This is a genomic window from Rhizobium sp. AAP43 (assembly GCF_001296045.1).
GTDB lineage: Bacteria > Pseudomonadota > Alphaproteobacteria > Rhizobiales > Rhizobiaceae > Allorhizobium.
In genome coordinates this window covers 46,644-69,170 of sequence record NZ_LJHS01000012.1, presented here as the reverse complement: position 1 = coordinate 69,170, position 22,527 = coordinate 46,644, and the positions used below count along the sequence as shown (strand labels likewise).

16 protein-coding genes are annotated in these 22,527 nt (G+C 61.4%); 8 read left to right on the top strand and 8 right to left on the bottom strand.

Features of this window, described 5'->3' with window-relative positions; all coding sequences use genetic code 11:
* The first annotated feature begins 80 nt into the window (after positions 1-80).
* Genes fdhF through IP76_RS08925 form a run of 3 tightly spaced genes read left to right on the top strand, consistent with a single transcriptional unit; the run spans position 81 to position 4,132 of the window.
* Positions 81-2,963: a formate dehydrogenase subunit alpha gene (gene fdhF, locus IP76_RS08935; protein WP_054157868.1), complete on the top strand. Its 2,883-nt coding sequence runs from the start codon at positions 81-83 to the stop codon at positions 2,961-2,963.
* A gap of 49 nt (positions 2,964-3,012) precedes the next feature.
* The gene (gene fdhD, locus IP76_RS08930) at positions 3,013-3,804 is read left to right on the top strand and encodes a formate dehydrogenase accessory sulfurtransferase FdhD (RefSeq protein WP_054157867.1); all 792 of its coding nucleotides are present in this window, start codon (positions 3,013-3,015) and stop codon (positions 3,802-3,804) included.
* Positions 3,794-4,132 carry a formate dehydrogenase subunit delta gene (locus IP76_RS08925; RefSeq protein WP_054157866.1) on the top strand — a complete coding sequence of 113 codons (339 nt, stop codon included), beginning with the start codon at positions 3,794-3,796 and terminating at the stop codon, positions 4,130-4,132. Before fdhD ends, IP76_RS08925 begins: the two co-directional genes overlap by 11 nt.
* Positions 4,133-4,174: 42 nt before the next feature.
* On the opposite strand, the gene IP76_RS08920 is transcribed toward IP76_RS08925, so the two are convergent.
* The 4 genes from IP76_RS08920 to rocF all read right to left on the bottom strand — a co-directional run bounded on the left by IP76_RS08920 (position 4,175) and on the right by rocF (position 8,579).
* Entirely contained in the window at positions 4,175-5,020 is an 846-nt protein-coding gene (locus IP76_RS08920) for an asparaginase domain-containing protein (protein ID WP_054157865.1), read from the bottom strand.
* A gap of 136 nt (positions 5,021-5,156) precedes the next feature.
* On the bottom strand, positions 5,157-5,633 hold the full coding sequence (locus IP76_RS08915) for a chemotaxis protein CheW (protein WP_054157864.1): 477 nt from the start codon (positions 5,631-5,633) through the stop codon (positions 5,157-5,159).
* Between the two features lie 47 nt (positions 5,634-5,680).
* Positions 5,681-7,411, bottom strand: a complete 1,731-nt coding sequence (locus IP76_RS08910; protein ID WP_054157863.1) for a PAS domain-containing methyl-accepting chemotaxis protein — start codon at positions 7,409-7,411, stop codon at positions 5,681-5,683.
* A 235-nt stretch (positions 7,412-7,646) separates the two neighbouring features.
* Positions 7,647-8,579, bottom strand: coding sequence for an arginase (gene rocF / locus IP76_RS08905; protein ID WP_054158073.1), 933 nt, complete (start codon positions 8,577-8,579; stop codon positions 7,647-7,649).
* Positions 8,580-8,703: 124 nt separating this feature from the next.
* Between rocF and IP76_RS08900 the strand changes: the two genes are divergently transcribed.
* Positions 8,704-9,129 (top strand): Lrp/AsnC family transcriptional regulator, encoded by a 426-nt coding sequence (locus tag IP76_RS08900; RefSeq protein ID WP_054157862.1) that lies wholly within the window; start codon positions 8,704-8,706, stop codon positions 9,127-9,129.
* 3 nt (positions 9,130-9,132) lie between these two features.
* Here IP76_RS08900 and IP76_RS08895 read toward each other — a convergent pair whose 3' ends face one another.
* The 3 genes from IP76_RS08895 to IP76_RS08885 all read right to left on the bottom strand — a co-directional run bounded on the left by IP76_RS08895 (position 9,133) and on the right by IP76_RS08885 (position 15,669).
* Positions 9,133-13,305, bottom strand: a complete 4,173-nt coding sequence (locus IP76_RS08895) for a translocation/assembly module TamB domain-containing protein (protein WP_054157861.1) — start codon at positions 13,303-13,305, stop codon at positions 9,133-9,135.
* 26 nt (positions 13,306-13,331) lie between these two features.
* Positions 13,332-15,191, bottom strand: coding sequence for an autotransporter assembly complex family protein (locus IP76_RS08890; RefSeq protein ID WP_245281427.1), 1,860 nt, complete (start codon positions 15,189-15,191; stop codon positions 13,332-13,334).
* 214 nt (positions 15,192-15,405) lie between these two features.
* Complete coding sequence (locus tag IP76_RS08885) at positions 15,406-15,669, bottom strand: glycine zipper domain-containing protein (RefSeq protein WP_054157859.1); 264 nt, start codon at positions 15,667-15,669, stop codon at positions 15,406-15,408.
* 318 nt (positions 15,670-15,987) lie between these two features.
* Here IP76_RS08885 and IP76_RS08880 point away from each other — a divergent pair, with 318 nt between their 5' ends.
* The 4 genes from IP76_RS08880 (at position 15,988) to hemA (ending at position 21,211) form a co-directional block, all read left to right on the top strand.
* A complete protein-coding gene (locus IP76_RS08880) occupies positions 15,988-16,476 on the top strand; it encodes a (2Fe-2S)-binding protein (RefSeq protein ID WP_054149870.1) in 489 nt (162 codons plus the stop codon).
* A 113-nt stretch (positions 16,477-16,589) separates the two neighbouring features.
* Positions 16,590-18,956, top strand: a complete 2,367-nt coding sequence (locus IP76_RS08875; RefSeq protein WP_054157858.1) for a xanthine dehydrogenase family protein molybdopterin-binding subunit — start codon at positions 16,590-16,592, stop codon at positions 18,954-18,956.
* 14 nt (positions 18,957-18,970) lie between these two features.
* The gene (locus tag IP76_RS08870) at positions 18,971-19,771 is read left to right on the top strand and encodes a xanthine dehydrogenase family protein subunit M (RefSeq protein ID WP_054157857.1); all 801 of its coding nucleotides are present in this window, start codon (positions 18,971-18,973) and stop codon (positions 19,769-19,771) included.
* A gap of 225 nt (positions 19,772-19,996) precedes the next feature.
* Positions 19,997-21,211 (top strand): 5-aminolevulinate synthase, encoded by a 1,215-nt coding sequence (gene hemA / locus IP76_RS08865; RefSeq protein ID WP_054157856.1) that lies wholly within the window; start codon positions 19,997-19,999, stop codon positions 21,209-21,211.
* A gap of 84 nt (positions 21,212-21,295) precedes the next feature.
* On the opposite strand, the gene dxr is transcribed toward hemA, so the two are convergent.
* Positions 21,296-22,480, bottom strand: coding sequence for a 1-deoxy-D-xylulose-5-phosphate reductoisomerase (gene dxr, locus IP76_RS08860; protein WP_054157855.1), 1,185 nt, complete (start codon positions 22,478-22,480; stop codon positions 21,296-21,298).
* Positions 22,481-22,527: the final 47 nt, after the last annotated feature.

Here is a 22,527-nt window from a genome sequence, read left to right as displayed (position 1 = left end):
CCGGTTGAACCGACTCCCAAAATTCAGACGCAGCAGATCCTCGGGACAGGTCCCAGGATGACGGCGGAAAGGTAAGCGCCATGCCCCTCGTTCCTGAAATCGACTACGGCACGCCCGCCTCGCGCTCCGATAAAATGGTGACATTGACCATCGATGGTCGCGAGATCACCGTGCCCGAGGGCACGTCAATCATGCGCGCCTCGATGGAGGCCGGCATTCAGGTGCCGAAGCTCTGCGCGACCGACATGGTCGATGCCTTCGGTTCCTGCCGTCTCTGTCTGATCGAGGTCGAGGGCCGCAACGGCACGCCCGCCTCCTGCACCACGCCGGTCGCTCCCGGCATCGTCGTGCATACCCAGACGGAACGCCTGAAGGCGATCCGAAAGGGTGTGATGGAGCTCTATATCTCCGACCACCCGCTCGACTGTCTGACCTGTGCGGCCAATGGCGACTGCGAATTGCAGGATATGGCAGGTGCTGTCGGTCTGCGCGATGTGCGCTATGGCTATGAGGGCGAAAACCACGTCAAGGCGCGCTCTACGGATGGCGGTATTAATGCCCAGTGGATGCCGAAGGACGAGAGCAACCCCTATTTCACCTATGATCCGTCGAAATGCATCGTCTGTTCGCGCTGCGTGCGCGCCTGCGAAGAGGTGCAGGGCACATTTGCGCTCACCATCGAAGGCCGTGGCTTTGACAGCCGCGTGTCACCCGGCGCACATGAGGCCTTCATGTCGTCGGAATGCGTGTCCTGCGGTGCCTGCGTGCAGGCCTGCCCGACAGCGACGCTGACGGAAAAGTCTGTCATCGCCGTTGGCCAGCCGGAGCATTCGGCCGTCACCACCTGCGCTTATTGCGGCGTCGGATGCTCGTTCAAGGCGGAAATGCGGGGCGAGGAGCTCGTGCGCATGGTGCCGTGGAAGGACGGCAAGGCCAATCGTGGTCATTCCTGCGTCAAGGGCCGCTTCGCCTATGGCTATGCCAGCCATAAGGACCGTATTCTCAACCCGATGGTGCGCGAGAAGATCACCGATCCCTGGCGGGAAGTGACCTGGGAGGAGGCCTTTGCCCATGTGGCTTCCGAGTTCAAGCGGCTTCAATATCAGTATGGCCGGGAATCGATTGGCGGCATCACCTCGTCACGTTGCACCAATGAAGAGACCTATCTCGTCCAGAAGCTGATCCGCGCCGGCTTCGGCAACAACAATGTCGATACCTGCGCCCGCGTCTGCCACTCGCCGACCGGTTACGGTCTCGGCCAGGCCTTCGGCACCTCCGCTGGCACACAGGATTTCGACAGTGTCGAACATTCGGACGTGGTGATGGTGATCGGTGCCAATCCGACGGATGGCCATCCGGTCTTTGGATCGCGTCTGAAGAAGCGGCTGCGCAAGGGTGCAAAGCTGATCGTCATCGATCCGCGCCGTACCGATATCGTGCGCAGCCCGCATATCGAAGCTGCCTTCCATCTGCCGCTGAAGCCCGGCACCAATGTCGCCGTGATGACGGCGCTTGCCCATGTCATCGTAACGGAAGGCCTGTTTGACGAGCGCTTCATTCGCGAGCGCTGCGACTGGTCCGAATTCGAGGATTGGGCGGCCTTCGTTGCCGAACCGCAGCACGCGCCGGAAGCGATCGAGGCCTATACAGGCGTTCCGGCTGATGAATTGCGCGGTGCAGCCCGTCTCTTCGCTACCGGTGGCAATGGCGCGATCTATTACGGGCTGGGTGTCACCGAGCACAGCCAGGGCTCGACCACTGTCATGGCGATCGCAAACCTTGCCATGGTGACCGGCAATATCGGTCGTCCGGGCGTCGGCGTGAACCCGCTGCGTGGCCAGAACAATGTCCAGGGTTCCTGCGACATGGGTTCCTTCCCGCATGAGTTGCCGGGTTATCGCCATGTCTCCGACGATGCGACCCGCGAGACCTTCGAAAAGCTCTGGGGCGTCACGCTCAACAATGAGCCGGGCCTGCGCATTCCCAACATGCTCGACGCTGCCGTCGAGGGCTCGTTCAAGGGCATCTATATCCAGGGTGAGGACATCCTTCAGTCCGATCCGGATACCAAGCACGTGTCTGCCGGTCTCGCTGCGATGGAATGCGTCGTGGTGCACGACCTCTTCCTCAATGAGACGGCGAACTACGCCCATGTTTTCCTGCCGGGCTCGACTTTCCTTGAGAAGGACGGCACCTTCACCAATGCCGAGCGCCGCATCAATCGTGTCCGCAAGGTCATGACGCCGAAGAATGGCTATGCCGACTGGGAAGTAACGCAAAAGCTTGCCCAGGCCATGGGTCTCGGCTGGGCCTATACCCATCCCTCGCAGATCATGGCGGAGATCGCTGCAACCACGCCAAGCTTTGCCGGCGTTTCCTACGACTATCTCGAAAAAATGGGCTCGGTTCAGTGGCCTTGCAACGAAGAGTTCCCGGTCGGCTCGCCAATCATGCATGTCGATGGTTTCGTGCGTGGCCGGGGCAAGTTCATCCGCACCGAATATGTGCCAACCGATGAACGAACCGGTCCCCGCTTCCCGCTGCTTCTGACAACCGGCCGCATCCTTTCTCAATATAATGTCGGTGCGCAGACGCGCCGCACGGAGAATGTTCTCTGGCACGAAGAAGACCGGCTGGAGATCCATCCGCACGATGCCGAACAGCGTGGTGTCAAGGAAGGCGATTGGGTCAAGCTTGCCAGCCGCTCAGGCGATACGACGCTGCGTGCGCTGATCACCGATCGCGTGGCCCCGGGCGTGGTCTATACGACCTTCCATCATCCCGGCACGCAGGCGAATGTCATCACCACGGACTTCTCTGACTGGGCGACCAATTGCCCGGAATACAAGGTGACGGCCGTGCAGATTTCGCCGTCGAACGGGCCGACCGAGTGGCAAGAGGAGTATGACGATCTCAGCCGTCGCTCCCGCCGCATTGCCGGCAAGCTCGAAGCGGCGGAGTAACCGCGAGGTGTCCGGCAGTGTCCGACCTACGGCGATCAGAGTGCCGGAGATGGCGTTCCGGCACGCCATGCTGTCGTCGGGTGAGCGGATCGTTGCCGAGGAGGTTCCGATTGCCTTCTCCTATTCCGGCTCGACACATGCGGTGATGATGGGGACACCCGCTGATCTCGAGGATTTCGCCGTTGGCTTCTCACTTTCGGAGGGGATTATTACCTCGGCGACAGAGGTGATCGCAGTCGATGCCGTGCCGGCCGGCGACGGTATTGATGTGCAGGTCACCCTTCACGACCAGAGGGCTGATGCGCTCATCGCACGCCGGCGACGCATGGCGGGGCCTGTTGGCTGCGGTCTCTGCGGGATCGAATCGATAGAGCAGGCTGTCCGTCCGGTGGCGAAGATTAACGATGATGGGTTCCAGCTACGTCCATCGCAGATTGCCGAAGCCGTGTCACTGCTGTCGGATGCGCAGCACCTCAACCGTGAAACCCGCGCAGTGCATGGTGCTGGTTTTTACATTCCAGGCCAGGGGATCGTCGCGGTGCGCGAGGACGTCGGTCGGCACAATGCGCTCGACAAGCTGGTAGGGGCTGTTCTTCTCGGTGGCTGGCAGCCGTCGAAAGGTGCCGTCGTCGTCACAAGCCGTCTGTCGGTGGAGATGGTCCAGAAGGCAGCTATTGCCGGCAGTGCCGTCCTGATCGCTATCTCCGCGCCAACGGCACTGGCCATCCGCACGGCCGAAGAAACGGGTGTGACGCTTGTCGGCATTGCCCGCGGCCAAGATTTCGAAATTTTTACACGGCCAGGCCGTATCATCGCCGAAGGAAATGCTCATGTCGCTTAGCCATACCGATGAAAAACTGGTGCGGATGGCCAACCAGATCGCGACTTTCTTTCTGTCCCAACCGGAGGAGGTGCGTGTGCCGGGCGTGGCGACGCATATCAACAAATTCTGGGAGCCGCGCATGCGGCGTCGCTTCTTTGAACTGGTTGATCAGGACGCGGTTGGTTTCCTGCCTCTCGTGCTGGCTTCAGCCACCGAGATCAAGCGCCCCGGCGAACCTGATGACGGCGCAGTCGGTGTGGGTCGCGATGCGGCCGTGGGGGCTCCCGGTGGTCATGGGGCGATCGCGGGAGAATCGCTATCGGAGCCCAGTATTCCTGAACGGTGAGCACTGCTCGCACCCGCACCCGCTCGAGCCCGTGTCAGGCCCTCAATTGAGCCAGAGCCGGATCAAAGCGGCTTCCGGAGTTTCCTTGCCGCCATTGTCGATACCGGTCGCCCAAAGACCGGCGCCTGCGGCATAGCTGCCAGGGCTCACGCCGCCGGCCTCGCATTGGCTGACCCCGCGCAACCGCTTACCGGCCGAAACGGCCTTGGCGAGGACCCGCAAGAGTTCAGGATCTGCCATCGCAGTGCCCGAACCGAAGAGCCGCAGCACGGCCCCGTCGAGTGCTGACAGGGCTGCGTCCACCATGCCGGCCGGAATGCCGGGCGACAGGGTGAGGATGGCAAGCCTGCGGCTTTCGAAGCGCCGCCGTGCCGGAGGCGATGGCGTGTCTTGCGGCTGTGCCCGGAATGCATCGGCCTGATGGCTGTCATGCTTCACCAGCCCTTCCGCCGGCATCAGCTTGCCGGCAAAGGCGAGCAAGACACCGGGTGTGTTGTCTCGGGCAGCTGCGATGGCGAGGTCGAGATTGCCTTCGGCATCCCCTCCTTGGCCAAGCGGCAGCATCGAGCCACAGAGGATCACGCGCCGGCCTTCGCCAGCCAGCGCCTGCGAAAGGGCAGCCCCGGTAAAGGCCATGGTGTCGGTGCCGTGGGTGACAATGACCGGCAGGCCCGGATGGGCGCGGATCGTATCCAGCATCTCATTCCAGTGGTCGGGCCCGACATCGGCACTGTCCAGCAAGGGTTTGAACACATGGCGACGAAGGTCGACGCTTGCCGTCAGACGTGCAGCGACTGCGCCTTCCAGAAGACCGGAGACCGGCGCCAGTCCATCGGCGGTTGGGCCCATGCCGATCGTGCCACCGGTGTGAATGAGGAGAAGTTGCATGTCGGACCTCCAGAGCTGCCATGTTCTGGTAGGCCAGAGCCGCCCTTCGATCAACGGTCTGATCTCAGCATCATCACGTCAAAAAGGCAGCGGGGGTCACCCACTGCCTTTCAATTCTGCCAGAGATGGCCGGCTATCAGGCCGCCAGGTCTTCCAGGTCGCTGCCCTTGAACATCTTGGCGAGGTTCAGGAAGCAGATCATGCCGTTCTCATTGGCGATGATGCCTTCAGAGAAGGTCTTGTCGAAGGAGGCGGAGACTTCCGGAACCGGCTGGACCTGGCTCGACGGGATGGTCAGGATGTCGGATACGCGGTCAACCAGCATGCCGATAACCATATTGTGGACTTCGGCCACGACGATCGCAGAACGCTCGTTGGCAACCGTGCTCTTCATGCCGAGCTTGTAAGCGAGGTCGATGATCGGAATGACCGAGCCGCGCAGGTTCATCACGCCGATGACGTCGGCTGGTGCATGCGGGATCGGGGTGGACGGCGCCCAGCCGCGGATTTCGCGGATCGTCGTGGTCTTCACGCAGAATTCCTGATCATGAAGACGGAATGCAATGATCTCGAGAGTATCGCCGCCGAAGCTGGTGGAGTTGATGGTGGCCATAGTAGTCTTCCCAACCTTCTTTATATCTGAGCGAGGATTGCGCCTTTTCAGGCGCGAGCACCGTTCGCCGCAAGTTTCCGCCCCGGCACTGCAGCGAGGGCTGCATCTTGACGTGTGGACCCAAGCTTACGGGAAGTTAGTTGCTCAATTCTAAACTGTCCGACGAGTTTCCTCAGGGCAGACGCCTGTTGTGCGAGGATATCGCTCGCAGCGGTGCTCTGTTCGACCATGGTCGCATTCTGTTGCGTGTTCTGGTCCATGTCGTTCACCGCTTTGCCCACGGCTGCGAGGGCTGTCGCCTGTTCGCGGGACGAGTCGGCGATGGCGGCGACATTGCCGTTGATCTCCTGCACCTCGGTGACGATCTGTTCGAGCGCACGTCCTGTCTCGCCGACCAGTTCGACACCGTTTCTGACGTGATCCGACGAGGCGTTGATCAGGGACTTGATCTCCTTTGCAGCCTTGGCGGACCGTTGCGCCAGTTCGCGAACCTCCTGGGCCACCACGGCAAAGCCCTTGCCGGCTTCGCCCGCGCGGGCTGCCTCAACGCCTGCATTGAGGGCCAGAAGGTTGGTCTGGAAGGCGATGTCATCGATCACGCCGATGATGTTCGAGATCTCGCGGGAGGAGTTTTCAATCTGGTCCATGGCGCCGATGGCTCTGCGGACCACGTCGCCCGACTTCTCGGCTCCTTCCTTGGTGCGTGCGACAAGCTGACCAGCTTCCATCGCGCGCCTTGAGCTGTCGCTGACCGTGCGCGTGATCTGTTGCAGGGCGGATGCCGTCTCTTCCACGGATGTCGCCTGGGTTTCTGTCCGCCTGGCAAGATCGGCGCAGGATTTGCGGATTTCTTCCGAACCGGATGCGATGCCTTCGGTGTTGCCGTTGACGTCCTGCATCGCCGCGCGAAGCCGGTCGAGCGCGTTGTTGAAGTCCTGACGCAAGCGATCAAAGGCGGGAATGAAGGGCTGCTCAATGGCAGATGTCAGGTCACCGTTCGAGAGGGCTCCGAGACCTTCGGCAATCGCATCCACGGCCTTCACGCGGCCGGTGATATCGGTGGCGTACTTGACGACTTTGACGACCTTGCCGCAGGCGTCGAAGATCGGGTTGTAGGACGCCTGGATCCAGACTTCCCGGCCGCCCTTGCCGATGCGCTTGAATTCCTCGGAGACAAACTGCCCGGCAGCCAGTGTCTTCCAGAATGCAGCGTATTCCGCCCTTTGGGCATAGGCCGGTTCGCAGAACATCGAATGATGCTTGCCCACGATTTCGACGAGCTTGTAGCCCAATGTTGCCAGGAAGTTCTCGTTCGCCGTAATGATCTGACCGGCGGGCGTGAACTCGATGACTGCCTGGACGCGACTGATCGCTTCAAGCTTACCCGCATCCTCGGCAGACTTTTGCTTGGCGGCCGTGATGTCGGAAGCGAACTTGACGATCTTCTGGAGCTTGCCACCCCGGAAGACAGGATTGTACGAGGCCTGGATCCAGATCTCAGTCCCGTCCTTGCGCAGGCGGCGGTATTCGCCGCTATCGAATTCTCCGCGGTTCAGCCTGACCCAGAAGTCGCGGTAGGCTTGTGTACTGGCATGGGCCGGATCGCAAAAGATCCGATGATGCTTGCCACGGATATCAGCGAGCGAATAACCCAGGGCCTTGCAGAAATTCTCGTTCGCGTTGAGGATCGTGCCATCTGGTGAAAATTCGATGATCGCCTGAGAGCGGCTAAGAGCATCGAGAATAGCTTTCGAATCGAGTCCCGGAAGAATCGTCATTCCCACTGTAATGTCCTAGAATTTGCCGACATGGAGGGCGTCGGTTCATGCTGCGTACTAATGGGATGATCGTAAACAAACGGTATTAACGGAGCCTTCCATCCTCTGAATGGAAGCCTCACATAGCTTGGGCGTAATCTGTTCAATCTTGGCATATCTTCGACCTATGGGCATTTGCGCCTTGGTCGAATTGGCCAATATCAGGTTGTTCTGATAGGCCGTGCCGCCGCGCGCGTCAGGCTGCGCGCGTTGGCCGGTCGAGGATCCGCTTGCCAAAAAGGCTGGCGGCAAGGTCGACCATGACACGGGCGCTGCGGCCACGATCGTCGAGGAACGGGTTGAGTTCGACCAGGTCCAGGGAGGAGACCAGATCCGAGTCGTGCAGCAGTTCCATGATCAGATGGGCCTCGCGAAACGTCGCGCCACCTGGAACCGTGGTGCCCACGCCTGGTGCTACGTCCGGATCAAGGAAGTCGACATCCAGGCTGACATGGAGAAGCGCATTGGCTTGGCGAACATCCGCAAGGATGCGCTTGAGAATGGCGCCCATGCCCTCTTCGTCGATCGCCCGCATGTCGAAAACATTGACGGCGTTATCGCGGATCGCGCGGCGCTCGTCCTCATCAACGGAGCGTATGCCGACCTGATAGACATGACGCGGGTCCACCAGCGGTCGCGTTGGATCAAGGATCGGGGCAAATTCGGCTTGGCCGCAGAAATAGGCAACCGGCATCCCATGGATATTGCCCGAGGGGGACGTTTCCGGTGCGTTGAAATCGGCATGAGCATCAAGCCACAGGACGAAGAGCGGCCGCCCCTTTTCATGCGCGTGACGTGCCATGCCGGACACGCTGCCCATGGACAAGCTGTGATCGCCTCCGAGCAGAACCGGTACAGTGCCCCGGTGTGCGGCCGCATAGGTCTCCGCCTCGATTGCACGGGTAAAGGCACCGACGACCGGCAAATGCTTGGCGCCGTCCATCTCCGGCAGATCTGTGGCTGGCGAGGGACGCAGGTCCCCGCGGTCATCGACGTGGTAGCCCAGATCTGAAAGCGCTTGGGCGATGCCGGCGATCCTGAGTGCTGCCGGCCCCATGCCGCAGCCGCCACGGCCGGACCCTTCTTCCAGGGGCACGCCAATCAGGGTGATATCCGCCGCATCGCTCATCGTTTTCTCCAGGTTCGCCATTGGCGGTCATTCTCGTCAAAGGGCGCGCTGTCAAAAAGATGGAAGATCGCCATAAAGCACGATAGTCTGCGCAAATCGCAACTAGAGTGTGACGATTTGCGCAATGGATGATCTCGATCGCGATATTCTTGGTGCCTTGCGCCAGAACGCAAGACTGCCTGTCGCTTCGCTCGCAGCCATGACTGGCGCGTCTCGGGCGACAGTCTCTGCGCGCATAGACCGGCTGGTCGCCAATGGCACTATCGCGGCCTTTACCATCCTGACCGGTCGGGAGATCCAGTCGAGCGGCGTGCGCGCCATCGTAATGATTGAAGTGGTTGGCAAGTTTGCAGACAGGGTGGCGCAACAGCTGCGCGGTTTGCCCCAGGTGCGAGCGCTGCACAGCACCAATGGGCGCTGGGATTTCATCGCAGAACTCGAAGACAAGGATCTTGCGGGCTTCGACGAAACCCTCCGGCGCATTCGTCTGATTGAAGGCATCAATCTCACCGAATCCAGCATTCTCCTGAAGACCAGCAAAATCGGCTGATCGTCAGTATTCCTTCTCGTAGAAGATGCCGCCCCCGGCGCCGGTGCCTCCGGCTTCGCCCTTCAGCTTCACGCCCCGTCCAATATCGAGGTTGATGACGGCCTTTGCATCGCCGCTGCCGGTCTGTTCAAGTTCGAGATAGGTCCGGTCATTGAGGTATTTGCCGGCGCTGATCGTGGTCTGGCCGGTCTCGTCGGTGGAAATGTCGAGGTCGTCGATACCGAGCGTCGAGCGCAGGGCTTGGAACAGTGATGTTCCGCGGCCGCCCGCAAGCTGAGCTGCGGCGTCTGCCAGCTGCGCGATCTGCAGTGCTGAAAGGCGTGACATGGATTGTCCGAACAGAAGCTGTGCCAGCACTTCGTCCTGCGGTAGGGCAGGGGAGGAGGAGAAGCTGACCTGCGGATTGCTTGCCAGTCCCGTCAGTTTGATGGTCAGCGTGGTGCTGCCCGAGAGCGTTTGCGCCTCGAGATCAAGGATCGGCACGAGATCGCCGCCGAAGGTTATCGTGGCCCGTGTGATTTCGAGCCTGCGCGTCAGGATCTGCATCCGCCCCCGGCGAAGCTCGAAGGCGCCGGAAACATTCGGTGCCGAGGCGGTGCCTGTGAGGGCAATGGTGCCGCCCAGTTCGGCGTCGATGCCGCGTCCCCGCACGAAGGTTTGCGACGGAGAGGATATTGTCAGGTCGAGCCGGATCGGAGCGCTTGCGGTGCGTCCTTCGGCCGGGCGGTCATCGCGCTGCTGGCGCAGGATCTGCGGCGGCGCGTGGCGGTGGACGATGTCCAGCTCGCGCAGGCTGGCCGGGCGGCTTTCCGAAAGGGTTACGGACGTGCGCGCCAGATTGACCGTTCCGCCGAGCGTCGGGCCTGCGAGCAGGGGGCCGGATAAGATCAGGCGCGCATCCGCCGTGCTCGTGACCGTGTCACCGTCGACATAGACGGCCTTGTCGAGATTGATCGAGAGTTCGGCCGGGAGGCCTGCGCCGCGAATGTCGACATAGCCGGATGCGGACACGCGACCGCCGGTCGCAAAGTTTCCGGTCAGGTTGCCGATTTCTGCGCGATTGCCGGTGAGGTTGATCGTGGTCGAGATGTCTTCGATCGCGAGATTGCGCCGCACGTCGACGATCCGCGTGCCACTTGTCGTGATGGTGCCGGTGATGCTGGGCTGGGCGGCATTGCCGCCAATGGTCAGGTTCACATTGGCATTGCCGTCGGCGACGAGCCCCTGGGCGGCCAGCTGCGTGTTGAGGGCAGAAAGCGGCACCGCCCCCTGAACCCTGAGGTCGAGAGCGGTATTGTTTGCAAGGTTGACAGCGCCCGTCACGCCGAGGCCGATGCCGCCACCACTGATCCGGCTTTCGAGTGTCAGCCGGTTGTTCTCGAAGCGACCATTGGCGGTAATGCCGAAGGCGGCCAGCCCCGCAGAGCGGGTCTGGGCGATAGAGGCGCCCTGCATGTCCAGCCGATAGTCGGCAACGGGGGCAGATGCCTGGCCGCGTACGTCAATACGGCCATTGATCGTTCCTTCAGGCGCAACCGAAGGTGCAAATGGCGCAGCAACAGAGGCCGGGACGTTGGTGATGTCGACCTTGAGGTCGAGGGTGGTGCCGACGCGACCGTTCAGGGTGACGCGCCCAGACCCAATCGCGATCACCGTCTGCTCAATCGCTACGCCACCATCGGCGAGATTAATGGTTGCCGGAGAGGATAGTGTGAGCGGCAAGCCGCGTGGTGTTGCCGTCAGGCTTTCGATGGAGATGCCCAGACCTGCGGCGCCCTGTTGCAGGCTGCCGCGCAGTTCTGCAGGAGCCCCGTCATACAGCGCTTCGAGGCTGAAGACGGTCCGTGCGCCGGCCCGCTCCAGCTGAAGTCGTGCATTCTCGACGCGATTTGCCCCTTGCGAAGCGCTCTTGGCGGTGACCGATCCGTTGATGCTGAAGGTCTGCAGATTGTCAATGGTCAAATCGACCACAGGTTTTTCAACGCGGACGTCCTCGCGGGTCAGTGTCTCACCGGTGGCGTTGACCTTGCCGCTGATGATGCCGCCACTGTTTGACAGGGTCACGGTCCCCCGGAGGTCACCACCGAGATCCTGTCCCGCCAGGGCTGCAAGCAGGCTGAGATCCGAAAAATCGAAATCCAGCTTCCCTTCGGGCTTAAATGTGGGGTCAAGCGAAAGCGCGCCGGTCAGGCGGTTCGGGCCAATATCGAGCGACAGATCCTCGACCTTGGTCACGCCGCCCGTGCTGACGAGCTGGGCGCTGGCATTGACCGGCTTGCCGTCCAGCTGGCCGGTAAGACTCAGACGCCCGCTCGGGGACTGAGGGTTGAGCATGCCGTTGATGCTGAGCCCGAGGTCGTCGATGCGGTAGCCCGCCGCAATTCCCTCCGGGATTACAACCTTGATGTCGGCGTCGATCGCATCAAGCGGACCGCCGGCGGATATGTCGAATTCGGCGGCGCCTTGTGTCTGGTCGATGAACAGCCCGACATCACTCAGCCGTCCGGTCAGATTGGTTGAAATCCCGCCTTCCTGGTCCAGCGCGAGCGAGCCCTGCGCCGTGCCGACGCTGGTCTCGAGGTTCAGTTCGCGCAGGCTAACAGCGGCAGGGGCTGCAAAATCGACGCGGGCCGTGGCTGAGATTGGGCCGGAAATCGGGGCGGGAATGCTCTGGAGCAGATCGGCCGGCAGCACATCGCTGTCCACCGTGACACCGACGCGTCCGGCGAAGGTTTGGGCCGTGGGGTCGAAGGTGCCGGACAGTGCGGCATCGATGCCATCGGAAGTGATGGTGAGGTTGGCGATTTCGATCGTTTCAGCGATCTCGGCCTCAAGGGATGCCGTGAGCGGCGCTTTCACCGAAGCTGCGATTTCAGGGTCGGAAATCTGTGCCCCTGCGACGGAAAGCTTGGCGTTCACAGGTCCTTGGCGGTTCAGCAGGTCAAACCGGCTACTTTCTGCGTTCACGATAATGTCGGAGAACCGGCCTTGCGGCAGGGTCAGTTCTGCCAGATCAAGTCCCGCCTTGATGTCTGCGGCGGCGGCATTTCCTTTCAGCGTCAGATCGAGCTTGCGCAGCTGGAGTTTGGCCGTCAGGTCGCCGGCGTTTGTCGCCAGAGAGACCGGGTCGCCATTGGCGCTCGCAGCAACGGTGAGGTCATTGTCGCCCTGAGGATCATAGCGGCCCTTCGCCGCTAGGGTGATGGCTGCACTGGCGAGGCGTCCTTCATCGATTGTGAGCGCCCCATCGGGTGACAATGCAGCCTTGAGATCGATCGCCGTTTCACCGGCAAAGACGTCCCGCAGTTCCGGCGGCATGAGGTCGGCGAACTGTCCGCCGCCCTTTGCGGTGATTTGTCGTGTCCCCGCTGCATCAAGCTGGTGCGTTGTTTCAACTGCGATGGTTTCCCGGCTGGCAAGTGCTGCCGTGATACTCCCGGCCCAATTGTCGAGCGGCCCTTCGCCGTCGACACGCAGCGACAGTGGTGGGCGGCCTGGCACCTGCAGCAGGGTGCCGACAATGCCGTCGCCGGGCTCCTGATAGTCGAGCCGTATGCGCAGACGGTTTTCGTTCGGGGCATAGAGTATATCGGCGATGGCGTTGTTGCCGACATCGTCCAGTCGCGTTGCCGTCAACCGGCTGGCAATCGTGTCGCCGGCGATGTCCAGCGAACCTTGAGCCGAGAGTTGCAGCTCGCGTTGCACCAGAGCTTGGCCGAGATGGATCGTGGGCAGATCGAGATTGCGGACAGCGATCTCGACGGGCAGGGAAAAGGGCTCGTCCGATGCCGGTTTCGGTTCGGCCGAGACTGTTGGCGGTCGCGTCACGGTAATCTTGTCTGCCCGGATCGTTTCCGCGCTGAAGCGCCGGAGCAACAGGTCCTGCGGCGACCAGTCGAGGGTCAGTCCGTCAATGGTGGCATAGATGCCGCCTGCGTCGGAGACGGTGATTTGTCCGACAGAGAATGGGCTGCTCAAGAGGGGGGCTGGGTCGATAATGGCGATCAGGCGATTGTCGGCGGAGACGAGTGCCGCGATCCGATCGGCAACAAACTGGCTGCCCGACCTTGAGAAGCCACCGACAAGCACGATCAGAATGATCAGCGCAAGACCCGCCGCAACAAGGCCTCCGAGGAGACGGGCCGTCCAGGTCAAAATGCGCTTCAGCCAGATCATCGTCTGCTTATTCCCGTCTGTCGTGGTCAGAAACTCTGACCAATGCCGGCATAGATGCCATAACGGCTACCGCCCTCGTAAGGTTGCAGCGGCATGGCCACATCGAGCCGCAGCGGCCCGAATGGCGTCATATAGCGCAGGCCGATGCCCGCCCCCATGCGCAGGTCAGAAAAGTCCGGCACTGCGGAGTCTGAGGTGGTGCCGATATCGACGAAGGGCACAAGGCCGATCGTCTCGGTGACCGAGACCCGGGCCTCAAGATTGGCGGTCACGAAGGAGCGGCCGCCCGTGCCGTCGCCTGCATTTGTATAGGGCGTGATCTCCTGGAACGAATAACCTCTGACCGAGCCGCCACCGCCGACGAAGAAGCGCCGGGTTGCGGGGATCGCCGAGAGGTCGCCGCCGCCAATCAGGCTGCCAGCGGAAAGCCGCCCGGCAAGCACGACGCGATCCTCCTCGCCAAGTCCGAGATAGGCCGACATCGAACCCTCGAGCGAGGTGAAGGCCGTCTGGCCGAAGAAGTCGTAGCTCGGCGTTACGGTCGCTGTGCCGTAATAGCCCTCGGTGGGGTTAAGTTTGTTGTCGCGGGTGTCGCTGACATAGCCAACGGGAATGCCAAGTGTCAGATAGGTGTTGCCGTCACCGAAGGCGTCGTCAATGCTGTCATAGGCGAGCGAGACGCCGGCGTTGACTGTGTCTTTGTCGTTGATTTCATACGCAAGCCCGACCTTGCCGGTGATCGTTGCGGCATCGTAAAAATCGGTGGTAACGCTGCTCCCTTTCACGCTTGCTTCCAGCGTTGCCGAGGGGAAGAAGGCGCCGGGCTTGACGAACGTTATGCCCGCATTGTAGTCGAGTGCAGAGAGATCCGTCACGTCGCGATTTTCACCGAGACCGCGCACCGAGCCTTCGATGCGCAGGGACTCTGCCCCGCCAAACAGGTTGCGGTGGCCCCAATAGCCTTCAAAGCCTGCGCCATCCAGCGAGGAGTAGCTGGCACCCACGCCGAAATAGCGGTGCTTGCCTTCGGAGACCATGATGCCGATCGGCAGGCTTCCGTCATTCGAGAGATCGTCGGCCTCTTCAATCGTGACCGACGAAAAGACGCCGAGGGCGCGCAGGCGCTCTGCCGCCTTGCGCAGCTGCTGTGGGGAATAGGTCTCGCCAGGCTTCAGGCGCGAATAGCGCTCGATAAAGTCCGCCCTGACAGTTTTAGAGCCTTTCACCGTCACGGTTCCAAGCGGTGCGACGGGGCCGGCCTCGACGGAAATCGTCACGTCCACGGTGCGTGTCTTGTGATCGGCCACGACTTCGCGTCGGCTGACTTCGGTCAGCGGTCGGCCTTCAGCCTTCAGGGCCTCGGCCATTTGCTCAGTTGCGCGCAGGATCTTCAGCGAGCCCGCGCTGTCTCCTGCTGTCAGATCATAGTCTGCGGGGTTGAGCTTTGCTGCGTCTCCGTCAAGCGTCACGCGGCCCAATGTGAACGGCTCGCCGGGCGTGACGCTGATTGTAACCGGGACGGGGCGCGAACGGTCAAAGGTCGGGTTGGGCGGCAGGGCGTCGATATCGCGTCCATCAATGGTTACGCGCACGACACCGCCATAAAGTGAATTTTCGTAAAGCGTGGCGATGAGACGATCCCGATCGTCGCGGGCCTTGATCACCAGGCCGAGGTCGCCGGATACCGGCTTATCTTCGCCAGCCAGGAGCAAAGAGGTATTCTCGAGCGACTTTTCGAGCTTCCTGTCGCTCGCACCCGTTTCAAGCGTGATGGTGTAGTCGAGCGGGTCGATGATGTCGCGATCCGGTTCGTCACCGCCGAACAACTTGATGCCGAAAATCTCGAAGGCTTCTGCCTGGCCGACAAAGAGCGGGCCCAGAGCCATTGGGAAGACCATCGCCGCGGCAAGGGCGTATCGCAACGCTTTACTGTCTTTCCGCAAGGTCAATCCACTCGGTCTTCGCATATCGCTTCATCGCGACGCTTCGGCACTCCTCAGGCCGAGGACAACTTAGGCGCAAATGCGCCGGAAGGGATACCCCTTTTTTAACCGAGGGCTTAAAAAGGGCGGGGAGTGTTGTTTCCCCGCCCTTTGATCATCAGTAGCCGCGCGGGCAGGCGTCGATGTAGCGGCGGCCATAGCGGTCGCGGTAGTAGCACTGTCCGGGCTGTTCCGACACATTGCCGATCACTGCGCCTGCAACGCCACCGATGGCCGCGCCGACGGCTGCACCGCGGACGTTGCCCGTGGCAAGGCCGCCGATGATGGCGCCGGAAGCCGCGCCGATGCCGGCACCCTTTTCGGTCTGCGTGCATCCTGCGACCGACAGGCCGACAAGCATAAGCACAAGAGCTTTTTTCATCCGATTTCTCTCCTAGATCCATGCGCCCGGCTGTGCCGGCTTTCTTAACGTTTGCCACCCCGCCCAAGGGCATGCCGCGCGGCGGTCGGCTGGGGCCAAGCATAGCCTTACCCGCCCGAATGTCCATGGTCGCGGCTCACACCTTAGAAGAGTGGCGCCTTTTCATGAGTGATCGAAGATGAACCCAGGATTTACAGGCGCTCTCATGCTGCGGCGCGGCACATAAAATTTTCGTTTCGCGCCTTTTGGACGGTTGCACATGTCACGGAAAACTCCCACTCTGCCGCAGTGTCCGGGAGAGACACGAGGAGGAACAACATGGCTAAAGTGACACTGACGGTGAATGGCCGGACAGTGAGCGGAGAGTGCGAGGATCGCACCCTGCTCGTGCATTTCATTCGCGAAAAACTTGGTCTGACAGGAACGCATGTGGGCTGCGATACCACCCAGTGCGGAACCTGTGTCGTTCATATGGACGGGAAATCGATCAAGAGCTGTTCGATCCTGGCCGTCCAGGCCTCGGGATCGTCCATCACGACAATCGAGGGCCTCTCTTCCGGCGGTGAGTTGCATCCGGTGCAGGCGGCCTTCAAGGAACATCACGGCCTCCAATGTGGCTTCTGCACGCCCGGTATGGTCATGACGGCGCTCGACATGATCTGTCGTCATAACGGTGCGCTGGATGAAGCCACCGTCCGCCACGAGCTCGAAGGCAATATCTGTCGCTGCACGGGCTACCACAACATCGTCAAGGCCGTGCTTTCGGCCAATGAAGCGATGACCGCCGGCCGCCAGGCCGCCGAGTGAGGATCTCGGCAGTTCCGGTCGCTGCGCCCGAGAGCCTGCGATGGCCTCTCCGCTGCCGACTGAACTGCCTCTGTCCAACTGCCTGAATTCCTGTTTCTCTGGAGGAGAAGACAATGGGTGTTGAAGGAATTGGCGCGCGTGTGGCGCGCAAGGAAGACAAGCGTTTTCTGACCGGCAAGGGCCGGTATACCGACGATATGGTCGTCCCCGGCATGAAATATGCCTATTTCGTCCGTTCGCCCTATGCGCATGCCAAGATCAAATCGATCGATGTGTCCTCGGCCAAGACCATGCCCGGCGTCATCGACGTGCTCGACGGCAAGCAGCTTCTGGCCGATGCCATCGGCAATCTGATCTGCGGCTGGATGGTCCATTCCAAGGATGGGACGCCGATGAAGATGGGTGCCTGGCGCCCACTCGCCCATGAGACCGTCCGTTATGTTGGCGATGCAGTGGCGATCGTTATTGCCGACAGCATCGGCGAGGCGCGCGATGCGTCCGAAGCGGTCGTCGTCGACTATGAAGAACTGCCTGTTGTCACCGGTGCCGTGGACGCTCTCAAACCAGGCGCGCCCCAGCTTCATCCGGAAGCCCCCGGCAATCTGATCTTCGACTGGGAAATCGGCGACAGCGCGCTGGCTGATGCGGCGATCGCGCGTGCTGCCCATGTCACCGAGATCGAGATCCTCAACAATCGCCTTTCGCCAAACCCGATGGAGCCGCGCGCAACGCTTGGCATCTACGACACGGCGGAGGATCACTACACCTGCTACACCACATCGCAGAACCCGCATGTGGCGCGGCTCGTAATGAGCGCCTTCTATAATGTCGCGCCGGAAAATAAGTTGCGGGTGATTGCGCCAGATGTTGGCGGTGGCTTCGGCTCGAAGATCTACATCTATCCGGAAGAAATCGTCTGTCTCTGGGCGTCGAAAAAAACAGGCGTGCCGGTCAAATGGACCTCGGACCGCACCGAGGCGTTCCTCACCGATGCCCATGGCCGTGACCATGTGTCGAAGGTGAAGATGGCCTTTGACGAGAACAACAACATCATCGGCCTGAAGGTCGACACCATCGCCAATCTCGGCGCCTATATGTCGCTCTTCTCCTCCTCGGTCCCGACCTATCTCTACGCCACGCTGCTGTCGGGCCAGTATGCGATCCCGGCGATCCACGCCAATGTGCGGACCGTCTACACCAACACCGTGCCGGTCGATGCCTATCGCGGCGCCGGGCGTCCCGAGGCGACCTATCTGCTGGAGCGCACCGTCGAGACGGCGGCCCGTGAGCTCGGCGTGTCGCCGGCAGATCTGCGCCGGCAAAACTTCGTGCGCACCTTCCCGTACCAGACGCCTGTCATCATGTGCTACGACGCCGGGGATTACGACGCCTCGCTGAATGCCGCCATGGGCGCTGCCGACTGGAATGGTTTCCCTGCTCGCAAGGCGGAAGCGGCACGGCGCGGCAAGCTGCGCGGTATCGGCATGAGCTGCTACATCGAGGCCTGCGGCATCGCGCCGTCGGCTGCGGTCGGTTCGCTTGGGGCCGGTGTTGGCTTGTGGGAATCGGCTGAAGTCCGCGTGAACGCGGTCGGCACGGTCGAAGTGCTCACTGGCTCGCACAGCCATGGACAAGGTCATGAAACCACCTTTGCTCAGCTCGTTTCGGAACGTTTTGGCCTCCCGATCGACAATGTCTCCATCGTGCATGGCGATACCGATAAGGTGCAGATGGGCATGGGAACCTATGGCTCGCGATCCGGTGCCGTCGGCATGTCCGCCATCGTCAAGGCGCTGGACAAGGTCGAGTTGAAGGCGAAGAGGATTGCGGCCCATCTGATGGAAGCCGACGAGAGCGACATCGTCATCGAGAATGGCGAACTCAAGGTCGCCGGGACCGACAAGGCGTTGCCGTGGTTCCAGGTGGCGCTCGCGGCTTACACGGCTCACAACCTCCCGTCCGGCATGGAGCCGGGGCTGAAAGAGGGTGCCTTCTACGATCCCTCAAACTTCACTTTCCCGGCTGGCTGCTACATCGCGGAAGTCGAAGTCGATCCGGATACCGGCAAGACCGAGATCGTGCAGTTTGTTGCGGCAGACGACTTCGGCAACATCATCAATCCGATGATCGTCGAGGGCCAGGTGCATGGCGGGATTGCACAAGGGATCGGCCAGGCACTGCTTGAGGGCGTGCATTACGACCCGGCCACCGGCCAGCTTCTGACGGCAAGCTACATGGACTACGCCATGCCGCGCGCCGATGACCTGCCGTCCTTCAATGTCTCGCACCAGAACACGCCGTGCCCGGGCAATCCGCTCGGCATCAAGGGCTGCGGCGAGGCCGGCGCCATCGGCTCTCCGCCAGCGCTGATCAATGCGATCACCGATGCGATCGGCAACAACAACCTCAACATGCCGGCGACGCCGCTTGCTGTCTGGAGCGCGCTCCAGGCCAATGCGACCCGCCAGGCCGCCGAATAAGGAAGGAGAGAACCATGCAGCTCTATTCCACCAGCTACCATCGCGCCTCTTCCATCGAGGATGCGGGGAAACTTCTTTCCGGTGCGGCGGACGGCAAGTTCATCGCCGGCGGCCAGACGCTCATTGCGGCATTGAAGCAGCGTCTCGCCCAGCCGTCCGATCTCGTTGACCTGCGCCATATCGAAGCGCTGAAAGGCATCACGGTGAATGGCCGTCAGGTGACGATCGGGGCAGGGGTGACCCATGCGGAGGTGGCGTCTTCGTCGGCCATCCGTGCGGTTTGTCCAGCGATCGCAAACCTTGCCGCGATGATCGGCGATCCGCATGTGCGCCATATGGGCACGATCGGCGGATCCATTGCCAATGACGATCCGGCTGCGGACTATCCGTCGGCCGTGCTCGGACTTGGGGCCACGGTGATAACCAACAGGCGAGAAATCGCGGCGGATGATTTTTTCGTGGGCTTGTTCGAAACCGCTCTCGGGGAAGACGAAATCATCACCGCAGTTCGCTTCGATGCGCCGGAGAGGGCGGGTTATGCCAAATTTGCCAATCCGGCCTCGCGTTATGCCATGACAGGTGTGTTTGTGTCGAAAGGGTCTTCGGGCGTACGCGTCGCTGTCACCGGTGCCGGGTCATCAGGCGTTTTTCGGCATGCGGGGCTTGAGGCTGCACTTGGCGGTAACTGGTCTGCCGATGCAGTCTCCGGTGTCGAGATTGATTCGTCGAACCTGATGTCGGACATGCATTGCACCGCTGAATATCGGGCCAATCTCATTCGCGTCATGGCAAAAAGGGCCGTGCAGGCTGCCTGAATATCGCCCGCGCCTCGCCTGTCTTCGGCAAAGGACGGCCCCGGCCGTCCTTTTTTCCTGAGATTGACGCAGATCAAGTTTGATATCGTGCAATCCGTTAGTATCTATATGTGAGAATTCTAAAATTCGCGCCAATTGTCGCAGTTTAGAATGAATGTACAAAAGCGGGGTTGACCCCGAAGCCGCAGACACCCAAAAGGGTGGAAAAAGACTGGAGTTGCAGGCATGGATTTCGAGGCCTTTTTCAAGGATCAGCTGGCGGGGCTTCACGAGGAAGGCCGTTACCGCGTCTTTGCCGACCTTGAACGCCAGCGTGGCAACTTCCCGCGCGCTACCCGCTACACCGAGAACGGCACCCAGGACGTCACCGTCTGGTGTTCGAACGATTATCTCGGCATGGGCCAGAACCAGATTGTCATCGATGCGATGAAGCAGGCGATTGATGACTGTGGCGCGGGTGCGGGAGGCACCCGGAATATTTCTGGCACCAACCACTACCACGTTCTTCTCGAGCGCGAGCTTGCTGACCTGCATGGCAAGGAATCGGCGCTGATCTTCACCTCGGGTTATGTCTCGAACTGGGCGGCGCTTGGCACACTCGGCGCCAAGATCCCGGGGCTCATCATCTTCTCGGATGCGCTGAACCACGCATCGATGATTGAAGGCATTCGTCACGCGAAATGCGAGCGGGTGATCTGGAAGCACAACGATGTGAAGGATCTCGAAGCCAAGCTGGCCGCTGCCGATCCGCGTGCGCCGAAGATGATCGCCTTCGAGAGCGTCTATTCGATGGATGGCGACATCGCGCCGATCAAGGAAATCTGTGATCTCGCCGATAAATATGGTGCGATGACCTATCTCGACGAAGTGCATGCCGTGGGCATGTATGGCGCTCATGGCGGCGGCATTGCAGAACGCGAAGGCCTGATGGATCGGTTGACGATCATCGAAGGCACGCTCGGCAAGGCCTTCGGCGTGATGGGCGGTTACATCGCTGCCTCGACTGCGCTTTGCGACTTCGTTCGCTCTTTTGCCTCGGGCTTCATCTTCACGACGGCGCTACCGCCGGCGCTGGCTGCCGGTGCCGTTGCATCGATCCGCCATCTCAAGACCAGCCAGATCGAGCGCTTCGCCCATCAGGAGCGCGTTCGTCGACTGCGTCACATGCTGGATGCCGCCGGCATTCCGCATCTGCCGAACCCCAGCCATATCGTGCCGGTCATTGTCGGTGACGCTGCCAAGTGCAAGTGGATCTCCGACCTGCTGCTCGACAACTGTTCCATCTATGTGCAGCCGATCAATTACCCAACGGTGCCGAAAAAGACCGAACGGCTGCGCATCACCCCGACACCGCTGCATTCCGATGCCGACCTCGAGCATCTGGTCGGCTCGCTGCACCAGCTGTGGTCGCGTTGCGCGCTGGCTCGCGCGGTGGCCTGACGGGGCTCAGAGAGGATATGATTTTCAGCGGGCCGTGGAAACACGGCCTGTTTTGCGTTTGACGATTTCAGGTATCAACCCGATTTACGGCTTGTGCCGCGCAATCACGTCCGCCGCCTTCAGCCGCGCCTCGCGGTCGATCGCAAATACATCGTCGATCGTCGTGGGAGCCGCAATCTCGGTCATCGCGTCCATCACGGCTTCCACCACCTCTGCCATGTCGAGGAAGCGGATGCGCTCCTCGACGAACGCCCCGAAGGCAGTTTCTTCGGCAGCATTCAGGATTGCGCCCTGTGCGCCACCGCGTTGAAGCGCTGTGCGCGCAAGCCGGATGGCGGGGAAGCGGCTTTCGTCCGGCGCTTCGAAATCGAGCCGCGCGAGCTTGGCGAAATCAAGCCGGTCGACGTTCAGTGCGCAGCGCTTCGGATAGGTCAGGGCGTAGCCGATCGCCGTGCGCATGTCGGGTACGCCGAGCTGGGCGATGACAGAGCCGTCCGCATAACCGACCATCGAATGCACGATGGATTGCGGGTGTACGATGACCTCGATCTGGTCTGCCTCAAGGTCGAAGAGATACTTGGCCTCGATCATCTCCAGCGCCTTGTTGAACATCGAGGCGCTGCCGACGGATATCTTCAGGCCCATCGACCAGTTCGGGTGCGTTCGGGCCGTCTGCAGCGTCACGTTTTCCATCTGCGCCCTCGTATAGGTGCGGAAGGGGCCACCCGAGGCCGTCAGGACAACGCGCTCCAGGGCGTGGCGTTGATCATTGTCGAGACACTGGAAGATCGCCGAATGTTCGCTGTCGACCGGGATCAGCCGGCCGCCCCCCTGGCGCACAGCGTCGACGAAGAGCGCGCCGCCGGTGACCAGGCATTCCTTGTTGGCGAGTGCGATGTCGGCCCCCCGGGCGGCGGCGCGCAGCGTGGGGCTAAGGCCTGCCGTGCCGACGATCGCCGCCATGACCCAATCGGCCTCCAGGTCGGCCGCTTCCATCAACCCGGAGACGCCCGCTGCAGCATCTGTTCCCGTGCCCGCCAGCAGATCCTTTAGCGCCATATACTGGCTTTCGTCGGCAGTGACGGCGAGCTTCGCACCAGAACGCCTTGCCTGTTCGGCCAGGAGCTCGAGATTGCCATTGCCAGTCAGAGCCATGACCTCGAAGCGTTCGCGGCCACCGAGTTGCTCGATGACATCCAGCGTGCTGACGCCGATCGATCCGGTCGAGCCGAAAACGGAAAGGCGACGGGGCCGGTCTTGGTCGATCATGCTGCTAATGTCCGGTTGCTTGAGGCTCTGAAGGCTCTACAAGGGAA

Excerpts from the sequence above, each read along its gene's own strand:
- fdhF (WP_054157868.1), top strand. The coding sequence starts at position 81 with ATGCCCCTCGTTCCTGAAATCGACTACGGCACGCCCGCCTCGCGCTCC.
- fdhD (WP_054157867.1), top strand. The coding sequence starts at position 3,013 with ATGGCGTTCCGGCACGCCATGCTGTCGTCGGGTGAGCGGATCGTTGCC.
- IP76_RS08925 (WP_054157866.1), top strand. The coding sequence starts at position 3,794 with ATGTCGCTTAGCCATACCGATGAAAAACTGGTGCGGATGGCCAACCAG.
- IP76_RS08920 (WP_054157865.1), bottom strand. The coding sequence starts at position 5,020 with ATGCAACTTCTCCTCATTCACACCGGTGGCACGATCGGCATGGGCCCA.
- IP76_RS08915 (WP_054157864.1), bottom strand. The coding sequence starts at position 5,633 with ATGGCCACCATCAACTCCACCAGCTTCGGCGGCGATACTCTCGAGATC.
- IP76_RS08910 (WP_054157863.1), bottom strand. The coding sequence starts at position 7,411 with ATGACGATTCTTCCGGGACTCGATTCGAAAGCTATTCTCGATGCTCTT.
- rocF (WP_054158073.1), bottom strand. The coding sequence starts at position 8,579 with ATGAGCGATGCGGCGGATATCACCCTGATTGGCGTGCCCCTGGAAGAA.
- IP76_RS08900 (WP_054157862.1), top strand. The coding sequence starts at position 8,704 with ATGGATGATCTCGATCGCGATATTCTTGGTGCCTTGCGCCAGAACGCA.
- IP76_RS08895 (WP_054157861.1), bottom strand. The coding sequence starts at position 13,305 with ATGATCTGGCTGAAGCGCATTTTGACCTGGACGGCCCGTCTCCTCGGA.
- IP76_RS08890 (WP_245281427.1), bottom strand. The coding sequence starts at position 15,191 with ATGGCTCTGGGCCCGCTCTTTGTCGGCCAGGCAGAAGCCTTCGAGATT.
- IP76_RS08885 (WP_054157859.1), bottom strand. The coding sequence starts at position 15,669 with ATGAAAAAAGCTCTTGTGCTTATGCTTGTCGGCCTGTCGGTCGCAGGA.
- IP76_RS08880 (WP_054149870.1), top strand. The coding sequence starts at position 15,988 with ATGGCTAAAGTGACACTGACGGTGAATGGCCGGACAGTGAGCGGAGAG.
- IP76_RS08875 (WP_054157858.1), top strand. The coding sequence starts at position 16,590 with ATGGGTGTTGAAGGAATTGGCGCGCGTGTGGCGCGCAAGGAAGACAAG.
- IP76_RS08870 (WP_054157857.1), top strand. The coding sequence starts at position 18,971 with ATGCAGCTCTATTCCACCAGCTACCATCGCGCCTCTTCCATCGAGGAT.
- hemA (WP_054157856.1), top strand. The coding sequence starts at position 19,997 with ATGGATTTCGAGGCCTTTTTCAAGGATCAGCTGGCGGGGCTTCACGAG.
- dxr (WP_054157855.1), bottom strand. The coding sequence starts at position 22,480 with ATGATCGACCAAGACCGGCCCCGTCGCCTTTCCGTTTTCGGCTCGACC.